The sequence below is a fragment of the Chitinophaga lutea genome (genome assembly GCF_003813775.1).
Classification (GTDB): Bacteria; Bacteroidota; Bacteroidia; order Chitinophagales; family Chitinophagaceae; genus Chitinophaga; species Chitinophaga lutea.
In genome coordinates this window covers 793,523-808,134 of the sequence record NZ_RPDH01000003.1, presented here as the reverse complement: position 1 = coordinate 808,134, position 14,612 = coordinate 793,523, and the positions used below count along the sequence as shown (strand labels likewise).

Below are 14,612 nucleotides of genomic sequence, written 5' to 3'. Positions count from 1 at the left end.
GCGGCAAGGGACCTTATTTTTTCAACACTTTTACAAGCCATTTCCATGAAAACAATTGCAATCTGCCTTGGTGCGGCCCTGATGACGTATGTCCTTTCAAGCTGTTCAAAAGAACCCCTCGAACTGAGGGAACCTCCGAAAGCCACAGCCATCGCTGCTGCGGCGCCCGATTCCGTATTCGCATTCGATAATAATATCAATAAAGACCTGCTGCTGGAAATGATCAACGCAGTGCGTGCGAAAGGTTGCAATTGCGGTAAAACTTACATGCCGCCCGTACCGCCCCTTACCTGGAACGAAAGGCTGGAAAAAGCGGCCTGGCTGCACAGCAAGGAGATGCGCGACAGCAGCTACATGAGCCATACCGGCAAAAACGGCAGCACTGCCGGCGACCGGATCAAAAAAATGGGATACTACTACAAAATGTACCGCGAAAACCTGGCGCTGGGCGTGTTGACGGAGAAAACCGTGATCGAGGGCTGGATGGGCAGCGAAACGCACTGCCTCTCCATGATGAACGCAGACATTAAAGAAACCGCCGTGGGCAAAGTGGCCAATTTCTGGACGCAGGAGCTCGCCGTCGCCAAATAGTTACCTATGAAAAACCTACAATCCGAACATCGATTATTCACCTAAACAATCTGCCTATGGTAGTATGAAAACTCAAAACAGGTACACCCCGATTTTTTAATAGTCGCGAAATATACACCTATATTGTACCTCCCTATCCCTGTGAAACCCTGTTTATCCTTATACTGGTCCTTAAGTTTCAATAGCGGGTGTACCTGTTTTTTTCCGGATTCGAACTGACTTTATTTTCCGCCCAGCTTGCCCGGGCTTATTCCAAACTTCTTTTTAAACTCGTTACTGAAATGTTGCAAAGTACTATAACCAGTCTCGTACGCTACTTCCGTAGCCGTTTTTCCGCCGCCCAGCAGGAGTTGCCGGGCCAGCGTCAGCCGGTAGTTTTTCAGGTAACCGAAAACGGTATTCCCGAACACTTCCTTAAACCCGGTCTTCAGTTTGTATTCATTCAGTCCCGCGATTCGTGCAAGCGCCGTTAGTGACGGAGGATGCTGGATATCGCACAGCAAGGCTTCGCGGGCCTGGTGCACTTTTCCGATCTCATCAGGCCGCAGGCCACGGGGTTTGTTTGCTGTGTTTTCCAACTGCTGGCACTGTAGTGCCAGCAGTTCCAGTGTTTTGGCCTGCAGGTAGAGATGCTGCCACCCGCCATCGTTGCGAAACTGCAGCATCTCGTCGATCAGCGTTTGCATACGCGGCGTAACCGGCAGGTTTTCTTTTTCCTCGTACGGCCTGCCTTCCACCCCCCTGGCCATTTGTCCCATAAGCGGTCCCGCATGGGCCGCTTGCGCCTGTATCGCATCGCTGCCGGCATATAACCCTTCATTCCTGCCTTTCCTGTACGCTGTATCCATAAAAATCCGTTTTACACAAGTTTTAATCCGTTTTCTGCAACCCGCTGCCGCCGGATTGTCGTCTCTTTGTACAAAATAGCAGCAGCGCGTCATCAACATAACGGCATTCAGGGACATTCCCCCTATGTCGCGGGTAATTTCGCGTTCCTTTAACATATATGCCATGCTTTACTTTGTGTTATATAAAATTCTGCGCTACCGCTATGCGGTGGTGCTGCAAAACCTCTCCCGCTCGTTTCCCGAAAGATCGTATGCAGACATCAGCCAGGTGGCGGCCGGCTTCTACCGCCACTTCTGCCGGATATTCCTTGAAATGGGCATGATGTTTTTCGTATCGGAACGGAAGATGAAAAACCGGGTCAGGGTCAAAAACCCGGAACTGCTGGAGCAATTCCATGCGAAGGGGCAGAACATCATCATCATGCTGGGGCATTACGGCAACTGGGAGAGCCTGAACATTCTGCCGCGTTATTTCAACTTTAACCTCTACGCCGTATACAAACCCCTCTCCAACGCTTTTTTCAACCGGGTGATGCAAAGGCTGCGGTCCCGGTTCGGGCTCCGCCTGCTGCCCATGCACAAGGTGGGCAGGCATATGCTCACGAAAAAAGCGCAGGCGGGCGCCTACATTCTTGTGTCTGACCAGTTTCCGCCCAATGAGGCGCATACGGTCCGTTTCCTGCACCAGCCCACCCGCGTCATCACCGGCGCGGAAAGGCTGGCCAAAACGACCGGTGCAACCGTGGTTTATGCATCGGTCAAAAAAACAGCGGGGCCCGCAGACTGGGAAATCTCGTTTCGCCTGATCTGCGATGCCCCCGCTGTTTCACTACCTTATGAAATCACGCACAAATTCACGGAATACCTGGAAGAAGACATCCGCGAAAACCCGCAGTACTGGCTGTGGACGCACCGCCGGTGGAAACAGCAGTAACACTGTGTGGACGAATTTCCGCACCTGCCCGGGCACATCCCCGCGGCAGCGCGGGAGGCGCGGTCAGGAACACATTTTGTGCGTTTTTCCCCGGAACAAAAATTACTACCATGAACACAAACCTTGCAAGACGGAACAGGTCATTCCCGGCCAACGACCCGTGGCGTGACTTCCTGAACCTGGAGAGTTTCTTCCCTGATTTTTCTTCCAAGCGTACCCAATTGCCGGCCGTAAATATTTCGGAAGATGAAAAAAGCTACCAGCTCGACGTGGTGGCGCCGGGTTTTAAAAAAGAAGACTTCAAAGTAAACGTGGAAGATGATACGCTGACCATCAGCGCGGAAACCCAACAGGAATCGACCGACAACGGCAAACAATACAGCCGCCGGGAATACAGCTACAACGCCTTCACCCGTTCTTTCCAGCTGCCGGACAATACGAAAGACGGAGAGATCAAGGCCAGCTATACGGACGGCGTATTAAAACTCACGATTCCGAAAAGCGAACAACAAACGAAAGCGACCAAGGAAATAAAAATAGGATAACAAAAAAGGCGCGCCCGAACCGGCAGTGGCGCGCATCAAAAAAAACGTGCAGCCGCGGGATGCAGCTGCACGTTTACTGTTTTTCAACCGACCTGTAGACTAATAACCGGGATTCTGTACCAGGTAACCCGGCAGAATGCTGGAGCCATCGATCTGGCTTTGGGGGATCGGGAAGATCCTTTTCTGTTTATCGGTGTTGTTCTTTTCCGTCCAGGTGCCTTCGTATTTACCGAAACGGATCATATCGGTGCGGCGCTGCGATTCCCAGTAGAATTCAAACCCTCTTTCGCGCAGCAGCAGATCGAGGTTGATGGTGGTGAGCGGCGCGGGCACGATGCGTGCGGTCCTGGAGGCCCTTACCGTGTTCACATCCGCCAGCGCGGTAGCGGCGGCATCACCTCTTCTGAGTTTGGCCTCGGCGCGCATCAGGTAAGCATCCGCCAAACGGAGGATCACGATGTCGTGCTCCCCGAAGTTACGGCCGCTCACGGAGGTTTTGCTGAATTCGTATTTGGACACGCGGTAGCCTGAATTATAGTTGCTGCCGGGCACGGTGAAGTCTACCTGCTCGGTGAAGTCAACAAGCAGCGTCGGTTTGCTGCGGGTATCGTGCACCAGCTTCCGCAATTTCATAAACCCGTTATCGCATTTCAGGAACACCCCGCCCTGGCGGACAAGGCCGTATTGCTGGCCGCGGAGGATGCCGCGGTTGATGTTGAACTTGGACGCTTCCACACAGGAATCGTTGGGATTGGTGTAAATGGAGAGGTTCTGCTTGAAGAAGCGGCCGTCTGCCTGTGCAGGGTCCAGCGGTGCGGTGGAATTGGCCCAGGCGCGGTAAAAGTCGGGCGTAATGGCCGGCCCGTCGGTGCCGTTGGCGCCGGTATAGGCGGGCAGCGGGAACATGTCGCCGGACAGGGAAAAATACGCCATACGGTTATGCCCGTTCAGATCCGCGCGCTGGTCTACCGCGAAGATCAGTTCCTTGTTGGTATGGTTCGCATCGTCGAAGAGGGCGAAATATTCGGGAGAAAGGCTGTACTGGCCGCTGGAGATGATCTTGTCGCAATACTCCACCACCTTGTCCATATCTTCCTTCTTGAAGTCGAAAGTGGCGGCATACCGGTCGCGGTACACGGCGGCGTTGAGATACAGGCGCGCCAGCAGGCCCCAAACGGCGCCCTTGGTGATGCGGCCCGGGCCCGTGGTGCTTTCCACAACGGGCTCAATAGCCAGCAGTTCGGATTTGATGTATTCCAGCGCTTCGGTGCCGCGCAGTATTTTGGATGTTTTTTCCGCATCCTCTTTCACGAACACCAGGCCGAACAGGTCGAAGGAAAGCATGGAATAATACGCCGCGATCCCCCTCGCCTCCGCCAGGAAGAGGGGCGCATTCGGGTCCTTATTGGTCTTTAACGCTTCCATAGCGGTGAATGCCCTCGAAATTCCCTGGAAGATGTGATTCCAGGTATTGCGCACATTCGGATCGGTGCTGGTGGTTTCGTGCCGGTGCAGGGACAAATAAATCCCGTTATCACCCCAGTCCGTACCGCCACGGTACGGAAGAATGGCTTCATCCGTGGAGATTTCCTGCAGCGCGAAATAGGTGGTGTGCTGCCAGATGTCCGGCAGCTTCGCGTAAGCGGCCGAGGTCACCCCTTCCGCCACTTCTTTTTCCGTCTGCTGCGTGATCAGTATTTCGTCGAGCACCTCTTCGTTGAGCTTCGTACAGCCGGAGGTCACCGCGATGCCTGCAAAAGCGAGGAGTATGTAGGATTGTATCTTTTTCATGTGTGTTAGCGCTTAGAATGAAACATTTAAACTGAAAAGCACGGATTTGGCTTTCGGATAACTCATGAAATCGATGCCGTAGGAGTATACGCCATTGATCTGTTTATCCGCGTTCACTTCCGGATCGTACCCGTCGTATTTGGTAGACACCCACAGGTTCTGGCCGGTTACAGCCAGGCGGAGCGTTTTGATGTAGTTGTTGATGCCCAGGGACCGTGTATTGAAATTGTATCCCAGCGTAACGTTGTTGAGGCGCAGGAAAGCGCCGTCTTTCAGGTAGCGGGTGCTCACGGGAGCGGCGTTGTTCACCGACTCTTCCGGGTATTTCAGCGCTTCGCGGGTAGCGTTCACATTCTTCGATAAACGCAGTTTGTAGAAATTGGCGTTCGCGGTGTTGTCGTAAATCTTGTTGCCGGCCACGCCGTTGAAGTTGAACGTCAGATCCAGTCCCTTGTAGTTCACGCCACCGTAAAAGCTGTACATTTTGTCGGGCAGCGCGGTACCGGCCGCGATACGGTCTTCGTCGCTCACGATGCCGTCTTTGTTCGTATCGCGGTAGGTGCTCAGGCCGTTGGCGTCGAAACCGCTCCATTCTTTCAGGAAGAAGGTGCCGATCGGTTCGCCATTCACATAACCGTTGATAGTGGCGGAGGTCAGGCCGGCGCCGGTAGCAGTGCCGGAAGGAATGACCTTGAACGGCGATTTTTTCACTTCATTGCTGATGAACGTCATATTGCCGCCCACATTGAAACCGAAGCCGGAAGAAAGCGTTTTCCGGTAGTCCAGGTCTATTTCCAGCCCCTTGTTGGTGATCGTCATGTCTTTCACGTTCGTCCAGTAGTCAGCCGTGGGCGAAACGGGGTCGGCGGCGATCACGAGCAGCAGGATGTTGCTGGAAATCTTGTGGAAATAATCCACCGTACCGGACAGCGAACCGTTCAGGAAACCGAAATCGATACCCACATCGGTTTGTTTGGATACTTCCCATTGAATGTCCGGGTTGGCGAGGCGGGCGAATGCCGTACCGGCGATAGCGGGACCGGTGGGATACAGCGGATAGCTGTAACCTCCGCCCACCTGCGAACGGTAGCGGGCCTGGGTGATCTTCGCGGGAATTTCCTGGTTGCCCGTCTGGCCCCAGCCTGCCCGCAGCTTCAGGTTGCTCACCACGGAAGAGCCTTTCAGGAAAGGTTCTTCAGATACGCGCCAGCCGAGGGAGAAAGACGGGAAATAACCGTACTTGTTATTGGCCCCGAACTTGGAAGAACCGTCCATGCGGAAGTTCACGGTAGCCAGGTACCTGCTGTCGTACTGGTATGTAATCCTTCCGAAGAAAGATTGCAGTTCATTCGTCTGCGCATACCCGCCCGGGGCGTTGGCGCCCAGGGTCAGCTCCTGCCCCAGCCCGGGGTTGTAGATGGGATCGATGGGGCCGATGGGGAATTTGTTGATGCTCGTGTTCCGGCCCTGGATGAACAGCTTCTGGTAAGAGTGGCCGGCCAGTGCGGACAGATTATGTACGCCGCTTTCGTAGTTGTACGTAATATAGTTTTCGATCAGTGTGTTCCTGTTATAGTTATACCAGGTTTCGAGGCGGCCGTCGCGCTGTGGAACCGCGTTGGCTTTGGACACGATGTCGCGGTTGCTGTTGGAGTGGTCTATGCCGAAGTTGAGTTTATACACCAGCCCCTTGATGATGCGGAGCGAGGGAGAGATATTCCCGGTGATGCGGGTGATGTTGCCCAGTTCATAATCCAGGTCGAAGTACATCAGCGGGTTGGTCAGGTTCTGGTATTTGGCCCACTTGCCATCCGGACCATATGCCGGGTAAGTGGGGTTGTTGCTGATCGCATCGCCGATCACCGAAGTAATGGGCGGGCGGAGATTTTTGGTATTGGTCACGCCGAGGTTCACATCCACCACCAGCCTGTCGTTATCCCAGAATTTCTGGGTGGCGTTGAAGCGGCCGGTATAGCGCGTCATTTCATTGTTCTTCATGATACCCTCCTGGCGCTGCATCCCGAACGAAGCGTAATACACCAGTTTCTCGGTGCCGCCGCTCAGGGCCGCGTTATGGTTCTGCGTAAAAGCGGTGCGGAACACTTCTTTCTGCCAGTCGGTATTGCCGCCCTTATCGTCGAGCGTGCCGCCGAGTTTGGGCACTTCCGTACGGAACTCCGCCGCCGTGAGCACGGGCAGCGCCCTTGCTATTCTGGAGAAGCCGATGTTGGAAGAAAGCTGCAGGTTGGAAGCGCCTGATTTTCCTTTTTTGGTGGTGATGAGTATCACGCCGTTCGCGCCGCGCGCACCGTAAATGGCGGTGGCCGACGCATCTTTCAGCACGTCGATGGACTCGATATCCTGCGGGTTGATGGAGTTCAGCGGATCTCCGCCGCCAGTGCTGGCGTTATCCAGCGGCAGCCCGTCGATCACGAACAAGGGCGTACTGCCCGTGCGGATACCACCCGGCCCGCGTACCGTTACGCCCAGCAAACCGCCCGGCTCACCGCTCACGGAGGTCACGTTCACGCCGGCCATTTTGCCCTGCAGCAATTCCTGCGGAGCGTTGATGATGCCTTTGTTGAATGCTTCCGCTTTCAGCGACTTCACCGAACCGGTCACATCTTTTTTCTGCTGGGTGCCGTACCCTACCACCACTACCTGCGTGAGGTCCGTAGCGGATGCCTGTAACGCAATATTCACCTGCGTTTTGCCCGCCAGCGCCACTTCCTGCGTTACATACCCGATGAAACTCACCACGAGTGAAGTGGCATTGTCCGGCGCAGCGAGTGAAAACTCGCCCTTTACATTCGTGCTGGTGGTTCTGGCGATCCCTTTGATGCCAACTGTGGCACCCGCCAGCAACTGGCCCGTGGCCGCATCCCGGACGGTGCCCGTGATGGTTTGCTGCTGCTGCACAGCCATGGCGGTACCGGGCGCATACGAGGCATAGGCGTGACCCTCGACGAAGAAAGTACCGCAAACGAGGGAAGCGACAACCACCGGCAGTTTACGCTTGTTGAGGTAAAATTTGTTCATGTAAAGCAATTGATTTGTTTACGTAATAAAGAAGACAAAGAAAACAACCCCTTGTTATCGGATCGTTATGTGGAATGAAAGGTATTGTTATGTTATTGTATCAGATTTCTGGTTGATATGCAAGTAATTATAACGGTAATTTAAAGGGTTTTATACACATGCGCGGCGATTTTTACGAAACCGTTTTCGCTGTATTTCATCGTCATCCGGCATGACCGTATTCCGCCGCTATCCCCCTCCTATAAAGCGTTTCAGCGACATTTAAAAATTTCCCGCGTACAATTCACAGACGCGCCGGACGGCTCGGCGTGTATTATATAATTGTTAACGCCCACACCGGGGTTTCGTTCGATTTGAAATGTTTTCGTTTGGTTAATTACACAGGTTTGTTTGTATTGTATGTATACGGGTAAATCATACATTGGGGTTGCGTGCGCCGATATATCAGCCCGCGTGCGGCTGCAAATATGTATACGCGATATCATTCACCGCGGTTGCGTGCTCCGATATATCAGCCCGCGTGCGGCTGCAAATATGTATACGCGATATCATTCACCGCGGTTGCATGCGCCGATATATCAGCCCGCGTGCGGCTGCAAATATGTATACGTGATATCATTCACCGCGGTTGCGTGCGCCGATATATCAGCCCGCGTGACGACAAAAAAGAAGGCCGGCCCTTTACAGGCCGGCCTCATTGACAGGATAAGTTTTCGCAGTCGGATCAACGCTCCCGTTTCCAGTAAACGCCCAGTCCGTCTATATCGATAATTTCTTCGGTAATGCCGTGCTTTTCGCGATAGTCGAGCACCGCTTTGCGGCAGCCTTCCACCGCGCCCCAGTCGTCGACGATCAGGAAGCCGCCTACGGACAATTTGGGATACAGGCTGTTCAGCGCGTCGATGGTGGATTCATACATATCACCGTCGAGGCGGGCTACCGCCAGCTGTTTGATCGGTGCGGTGGGCAGCGTGTCCTTGAACCAGCCTTTCAGGAATTTCACCTGGTTGTCGAGCAGGCCGTACTTCTTAAAGTTGTATTGCACGGATTCCAGGGGAATCGCCAGTTCTTTGTGGTATATGTGGTGTATGTCGCCCTTGTCCGCCTCATATTTCGCTTCGTCCGGCTTCGGCAGCCCCTCGAAAGAGTCGGCCACCCACACGGTACGGTCGGTCACGCCGAATGCATACAGGATGGCCCTCATGAAGATGGTGGCCCCCCCGCGCCAAACGCCGGTTTCGATCAGATCGCCGGGCACGTTGTTGCGGATGACTTCCTTCACGCAGTATTCGATGTTCTCCATCCGTTTCAAACCGATCATGCTGTCGGCGTTCACCGGCCAGTCGCGGCCCGTCAGGCGCTGATCAGGCGTGAATTTCACCTCTTTGCAAACGGCCATGCCGTATGATTTCATCCATTTATCCAGCACTCCCCAGACTTTCTTTTTGCCGAAGAGGGTCATTTTGGCGACCGGCAGATATTCACCTTTTTCAATCCGGTGCATATCTATCAGTACGTTTTTCATCAGATCGATGTACTTCTCGTTAATGGCTGTCATTCTTTTGAATTAGGGTGCTAAAATAACAAAGAAAAGATTAATTCAAAATTTGATGCTTATCACGGGGTTCCCCGGCAGACCCGGAATTTTATGGATATACGCCTCCCCTTCGGCATCTTGCCGTCCGTTGAGGGAAGCCTGCCGGCTGAACATCAATAGCCGGACAGGCGGGCACCGACCGGCGGGGTGCCGGTGCTGGCATCGCAGCGGCCGGTGCAGCCATCTCCCGTCATATCGCTATTCGTTAGCCGGCAGGATGGATTTTTTCACGTCCACCACGTAGGTATCCGACCATTTGTCCTGCCAGGGATAACAGGGATTACCGAGCGCGCTGAAAGCGTTGAACGGGATGGCGCGGATGATGCCTCGTTTGAATGCGGTGCCCATGCTGATGGTGCTGCCGTCTTCGTTCACCGCCCTGGTGCCCGTGAGCAGCTTGCCGAGCGTGCGCCCTTTAAAGACCGCTTCCACCGTGCCCATGTAGAGCCCGTACAAAAGCAGCGTCACCAGCCGGTCGAGCAGGTCCACGCCCGCAGAGGCATTCTCGAATACGTCGAAAAAAGTGGGATTGAAGATCACGATGATCAGGCTCAATGCAAAAATGAATGCATAAAAACTGGCAATGTCGATGAGATAATTGGCAAAGCGTTTTCCGCTGGAGGCCATTTCAAGATTCACGACGGCTTCGTCGGCAAGCAGGTGTTCCTGGGTAGATTCCATAGTAAAGGATATAGGTTAAAAAAAGTTCGCAGAGAAAAAATAATTCATTTATCCGACAACACATAACATCTTCCGCCCGATTTCCGGAGCGACGGCTGCGTTTTCACTATCCTCCGGCCCCGTCGTTTCCCACCCCGGATACCGGTCATGTACAGGGCCGTGCCAAAGTGCATGCACCGTAAAAGACGAACCTACAACGAACCTTCAACGAACCTACAACGTATCTTCCCTTTTGGGCGTAGGTTCGTCTTTCCCCCAGTGTAGGTTCGTTGTAGGTTCGTCTTTTACCCTCAGAATCTCCACTCAGATCAAATTTTTGTCCATTCGCGTACAATTTCCGGCCGGAAGCGGGCCTTCGGGATAACATGACGAACCCGGGGCGATTTTTGCCCGGATTCTGCACTCATGCACATTTTTTCTGCACTCATGCACATTTTGACCGGCTCAGGGCCGGTTGTACCGTTTTTCCCGGGTCTGGTCCCGGCAGGCCGTTAACCGCCCGGTTTCTGCCCTGTAGATGGCGGTGGCGGGGTTGCCCTGGCGTCAGCCGGATGTTTCCTGGTAAACAGCAACACGGCCAGTATGATGATGGCAACCGCCAATGCCGCTATCAGCAGCTTTTTACCCGGGCGCGGTTTTTCGCCCGTTGCCGGTGCCGGTATCGCTTCACCCGGAATTGTTTTTTGCGCCGCAGTTGCATGGATGGGCCGTTCGCCCATAGTATAGGCGTCCCTGATGGCCTGTTCCCGCTTTTTATACTCCTCTTCGAACATCCGCTCCAGCGCCACCTCCAACCGGCGCAAATCGGCTGCATTCATGCCCGACGAGCGGTAGTGGCGCAGCTTTTCATCATATGCTTTTCTTTTGCCCGCATCGGACAGCACGGCATAGGCTTCCAGGATCGATTTGAACCTTTCTTCGAAAAAACGCCGCCCGTTGTTTTTATCCGGGTGAAATCTGTGGGAGAGTTTTCTGAAAGCTGCTTTGATGTCGGCTTCGGTTGCATCCGGCGGAATACCGAGGATGTAATAATAGTCGCGCATGTTTATATATAGGGATATAATACTATGTAATTTACATGAAATCCATCAACATATAGCGAAAATCCTTTTTATTTGTGGGTTCCTGCCCAATCGGTATCTTTGAAATCATTCTAACCCCTTTATAATCAATAGTCGCCCCCGAGGCGTTTGTAACTTCAAAACTGCACATCATGACAAAATCAGTAACCGATTTGGTGAAAGAAGCCAAACAACAAATTGAGAACCTGACGCCGGAGCAGGTGAAAAATGAACTGGCGGCAGGCGCCAGGCTCATCGATATCAGGGAGAGCGAAGAGCTGGTGCAAAGCGGCCAGATCCCCGGTTCCGTACACGCTCCGCGGGGCATGCTGGAATTCTACGCGGACGCCACCCAGCCTTACCACAAACCGGAATTCGACAAAAACAGCCGGCTGATACTGCATTGTGCCGGAGGAGGCCGTTCCGCGCTGGCCGTGCAAACGCTGAAACAGATGGGATACGACAATGTAGCGCATCTCGACGGCGGCATCAAGGCCTGGAAAGAAGCCGGCCTGCCCACCCAATAAAACCGCCAACAGCACTGTTGTAATGATCCTATCAAAACCCGCTCAGGAAAGCGGGTTTTGCCATATTAAAATGCCCGGCGTGAAATTTGATCCGCCCCTGTACGCAAAAACCTGACTGATATGCAACGATTCGACCACCAATCCGGCACACACCTGCAGACGAACGGCGCTGAAATTTATTACGAAGTGCATGGCGGCAACGATCAGCCTGTGCTATTGCTGCTGCACGGCGGCTTTGGCAATATGGAAGACTTCAACAGCATATTGCCCTGGCTGGGGCCGAAGTATAAAACCATCGGTATCGACAGCCGCGGGCAGGGAAAGTCCACGCTCGGCGAAAAAGGGCTCACCTACGAGATGATCGCAAAAGATGTGGAGCAGGTACTGACGGCGCTCCAGGTGACTTCCCTGAGCATCCTCGGCTTCAGCGACGGTGGCATCGTGGCCTACCGGCTGGTACAGAACACGCCTTTTCATATCGAACGGGTGGTGACGGTCGGGGCCGACTGGCACGCGAGGAACCAGGAGCCGCTGCGGGAACGTTTCATGCAGATCACGCCGGACAGCTGGCGGGAAAAATTCCCCGAAACATACGAGGCCTACCAGGCCCTCAACCCCGCCCCTGATTTCGACCGGCTGACCGAAACGCTCGTGAGCATGTGGCTCGATCCCGGGGAGCACGGCTATCCCGGCGAATCCGTGACGGGCATTGCCTGCCCCCTCGTGATCATGCGCGGCGAAAAAGACCACCTGTTTTCTGCCGATAGCGCGGAGGCGCTGCGCAGGCGGGTGAAAAATGCGACACTGGTCACCGTGCCCGGCACCGGGCATATGCCGTTCGCAGAGCGGCCCGAAAGCTTTATGAAGGCATTGAACGGGTTTCTCTGATCGAAACAGCTACCGTTTGACTAACGGCCGGGAAACGTGACGAAAAAGATGAACTGGTTTCTCTGGTCGAAACAGATACCCTTTACCGGACGGCTCCGGAAACATGACAAAAGAGCTGAACGGATTTCCCTGATCGAAACAGCTACCGTTTGCCGAACGGCTCCGAAAAACAGAATGAAAGAGCCGAACGGATTTCTCTGATCGAAGCCGATACCGTTTGCCGCATTCCTACCGTGCATCCCGCTGACCGAAAGCGGTAAAACATACCAATGCGATGACGAAGCATTGGCGAAAGCGCGGAAAGCACTGTTTCCGCACGGGGAAACATCAAACATAAAAAGCCCCTGAAGCAGCAGCTCCAGGGGCTTTTTACCTGTTATGACAAATCTATTTTATTTTTTTAGCCAGCGCCTTTCCGGCCATGGCATACGCTTCGGAGATACGCTCGCCGGTATCGAAATCGTTGCCCCAGAAACTTCTGCCGGGCGATTTTTCGATGGTGGCTTTAGCGACTACCTTGCTTTTGTCGGCCGTCTCCACGATGGTGATCTCCCCGTCGATATAAGCGTTCTTTTTCATCACGCCCACGTTAAAACCCGGCTCGGTGAAGGTGGTATTGAAGATGATGGTGTACTTCGCCTTGTTAGCCAGCGTCATGTCCGCCGTTTTGGTGAACAGTTCGTCGAATTTGGGCTCGAACCGGTCTTTTCGGTCGGCCTCCCAGGCTTTGGCCCAGGTATCGCCGCGGCCGGATTCTTTCTTGTTCAGTTCTGCCGTTCTGCTTTTCACATATTCAGCTTCGGAATCGAATTTGCCCACTTTCATGTTGCTGTAGGAATACTCGATGTTGATGTCTTTTTCATTCTTCAGTACATCCAGGCTGCCATCAGTGACCCTGATGCGCTGGGCATGTACGTTGGCGGCCAGTGCGGTTGCGGCAGCCATCAGCATAATGGGGCGGAAAAACTTCATGTTACCTTGTTTTTTGGTGTTTACAATGCGCAAGTATAGGTATTTTTTCTAATACACAATCAATTTACCTGTCCCAGGTGTTATAACGCGCTGTTGAATCGTACGAACCGGCACATCCATCATACCTTTTACATCAGGATGTTGTGGATGGGCGCAATGGCCGGCGGCAGTTCCGTTTCGCCGAGCATTTCACGCAGATCGATCTCGATGGTGCGGCTCATGGAAGTGATGGGCGTGTCGTTCGCGCTGCCTTCAAAAGGATTTTCGGTGGATTCGCCCACCTGCTCGAGCCCCATGAACACCCAGCCCACCAGCACCGAAAAAGGCACCGTCAGCCAGACGCCCCAATGGCCCAGGCGGGAAAATTCATTGAGCAAACCGAAAGGCAGCAACCATATCAGCAGCTGGATGCAATAGGTGGCGATGCTGGAAAACTGGCGCGGGTAAGGAAAGTTTTTGATGCGCTCGCTCCTGCCCTGGTAATCATACAGGTCTTTGAGCACGTTGACCATTTCCACATAACACAATTCCGACAGCTGCCCGCCCTTTTGCAATTCTTTCAGTTGCGCCGACTGGAGGGCGATGAGCTGTGTGGCGCGGTTCTTTCTGGCAAGCACGTGGTTGATCTCTTCTTCGGACAGGTAAGCCGGCAATTCATCGGCGAGGCTGCTTTCCCATTCCGGCACTTTATAATGTTTCGCGTATTCGATGTTGTTGCTTCTTGTTTTCATATTCTCCCAGGTACGTGGCTCACGCAGCTGGAAGCGCAGGGCGGTAAGCCAGCCGATGTGCCGGTATACGAGTTGCCGGTGAATGTCTTTTTCGTTGCCGCCGCGCACATAATCTTTCACCATGATGCCCCAGGTGCGGCTGCTGTTCACGATGCTGCCCCAGATCTGGCGCGCTTCCCATGCGCGGTTATACACCTGTGTATTGCGGAAACCGACGATGAATGCCGCGGCTGTACCCACGAGCGCTACGGGCACCCAGGGAATGGCTATCCAGGTCCAGCCCAGCAACGAATATATCGCGGTGGGGATGGCTGCGATGAGCAGCAGTTTATAAATGTTCCGGCGGGTCCAGAGGAGGAACTCCGTGATGGTGTAGCTGCGGCCTACGTTCATATGTGTTGGAAGGA

General features: G+C 53.8%; 13 protein-coding genes. 5 read left to right on the top strand and 8 right to left on the bottom strand.

Annotated features, from left to right (window positions below; all coding sequences use genetic code 11):
• Positions 1 to 45: 45 nt before the first annotated feature.
• Entirely contained in the window at positions 46 to 591 is a 546-nt protein-coding gene (locus EGT74_RS26370) for a CAP domain-containing protein (RefSeq protein ID WP_123849598.1), read from the top strand.
• A gap of 221 nt (positions 592 to 812) precedes the next feature.
• Here EGT74_RS26370 and EGT74_RS26365 read toward each other — a convergent pair whose 3' ends face one another.
• On the bottom strand, positions 813 to 1,439 hold the full coding sequence (locus tag EGT74_RS26365) for an AraC family transcriptional regulator (RefSeq protein ID WP_158618309.1): 627 nt from the start codon (positions 1,437 to 1,439) through the stop codon (positions 813 to 815).
• Positions 1,440 to 1,602: 163 nt separating this feature from the next.
• Between EGT74_RS26365 and EGT74_RS26360 the strand changes: the two genes are divergently transcribed.
• Both EGT74_RS26360 and EGT74_RS26355 read left to right on the top strand, forming a co-directional pair.
• Positions 1,603 to 2,373, top strand: a complete 771-nt coding sequence (locus tag EGT74_RS26360) for a lysophospholipid acyltransferase family protein (protein WP_158618308.1) — start codon at positions 1,603 to 1,605, stop codon at positions 2,371 to 2,373.
• 110 nt (positions 2,374 to 2,483) lie between these two features.
• A complete protein-coding gene (locus tag EGT74_RS26355) occupies positions 2,484 to 2,918 on the top strand; it encodes an Hsp20/alpha crystallin family protein (protein ID WP_123849595.1) in 435 nt (144 codons plus the stop codon).
• Between the two features lie 99 nt (positions 2,919 to 3,017).
• Here the strand turns inward: EGT74_RS26355 and EGT74_RS26350 are convergent, their stop codons facing one another.
• The 5 genes from EGT74_RS26350 to EGT74_RS26330 all read right to left on the bottom strand — a co-directional run bounded on the left by EGT74_RS26350 (position 3,018) and on the right by EGT74_RS26330 (position 11,069).
• The gene (locus EGT74_RS26350; RefSeq protein ID WP_123849594.1) at positions 3,018 to 4,709 is read right to left on the bottom strand and encodes a RagB/SusD family nutrient uptake outer membrane protein; all 1,692 of its coding nucleotides are present in this window, start codon (positions 4,707 to 4,709) and stop codon (positions 3,018 to 3,020) included.
• A gap of 12 nt (positions 4,710 to 4,721) precedes the next feature.
• Complete coding sequence (locus EGT74_RS26345) at positions 4,722 to 7,748, bottom strand: SusC/RagA family TonB-linked outer membrane protein (protein WP_123849593.1); 3,027 nt, start codon at positions 7,746 to 7,748, stop codon at positions 4,722 to 4,724.
• Positions 7,749 to 8,472: 724 nt separating this feature from the next.
• Positions 8,473 to 9,306 carry a TylF/MycF family methyltransferase gene (locus EGT74_RS26340; protein ID WP_123849592.1) on the bottom strand — a complete coding sequence of 278 codons (834 nt, stop codon included), beginning with the start codon at positions 9,304 to 9,306 and terminating at the stop codon, positions 8,473 to 8,475.
• 237 nt (positions 9,307 to 9,543) lie between these two features.
• Positions 9,544 to 10,026 (bottom strand): RDD family protein, encoded by a 483-nt coding sequence (locus EGT74_RS26335; protein WP_123849591.1) that lies wholly within the window; start codon positions 10,024 to 10,026, stop codon positions 9,544 to 9,546.
• Positions 10,027 to 10,517: 491 nt separating this feature from the next.
• Positions 10,518 to 11,069, bottom strand: a complete 552-nt coding sequence (locus tag EGT74_RS26330; RefSeq protein WP_123849590.1) for a J domain-containing protein — start codon at positions 11,067 to 11,069, stop codon at positions 10,518 to 10,520.
• Between the two features lie 170 nt (positions 11,070 to 11,239).
• Here EGT74_RS26330 and EGT74_RS26325 point away from each other — a divergent pair, with 170 nt between their 5' ends.
• Together EGT74_RS26325 and EGT74_RS26320 are read left to right on the top strand one after the other, a co-directional pair.
• Positions 11,240 to 11,614 (top strand): rhodanese-like domain-containing protein, encoded by a 375-nt coding sequence (locus tag EGT74_RS26325; protein ID WP_123849589.1) that lies wholly within the window; start codon positions 11,240 to 11,242, stop codon positions 11,612 to 11,614.
• 120 nt (positions 11,615 to 11,734) lie between these two features.
• Positions 11,735 to 12,502 (top strand): alpha/beta fold hydrolase, encoded by a 768-nt coding sequence (locus EGT74_RS26320; RefSeq protein WP_123849588.1) that lies wholly within the window; start codon positions 11,735 to 11,737, stop codon positions 12,500 to 12,502.
• 387 nt (positions 12,503 to 12,889) lie between these two features.
• On the opposite strand, the gene EGT74_RS26315 is transcribed toward EGT74_RS26320, so the two are convergent.
• Both EGT74_RS26315 and EGT74_RS26310 read right to left on the bottom strand, forming a co-directional pair.
• On the bottom strand, positions 12,890 to 13,474 hold the full coding sequence (locus EGT74_RS26315; protein ID WP_246008310.1) for a hypothetical protein: 585 nt from the start codon (positions 13,472 to 13,474) through the stop codon (positions 12,890 to 12,892).
• A gap of 128 nt (positions 13,475 to 13,602) precedes the next feature.
• The gene (locus tag EGT74_RS26310; RefSeq protein ID WP_123849587.1) at positions 13,603 to 14,598 is read right to left on the bottom strand and encodes a bestrophin family protein; all 996 of its coding nucleotides are present in this window, start codon (positions 14,596 to 14,598) and stop codon (positions 13,603 to 13,605) included.
• Between the last annotated feature and the right edge of the window lie 14 nt (positions 14,599 to 14,612).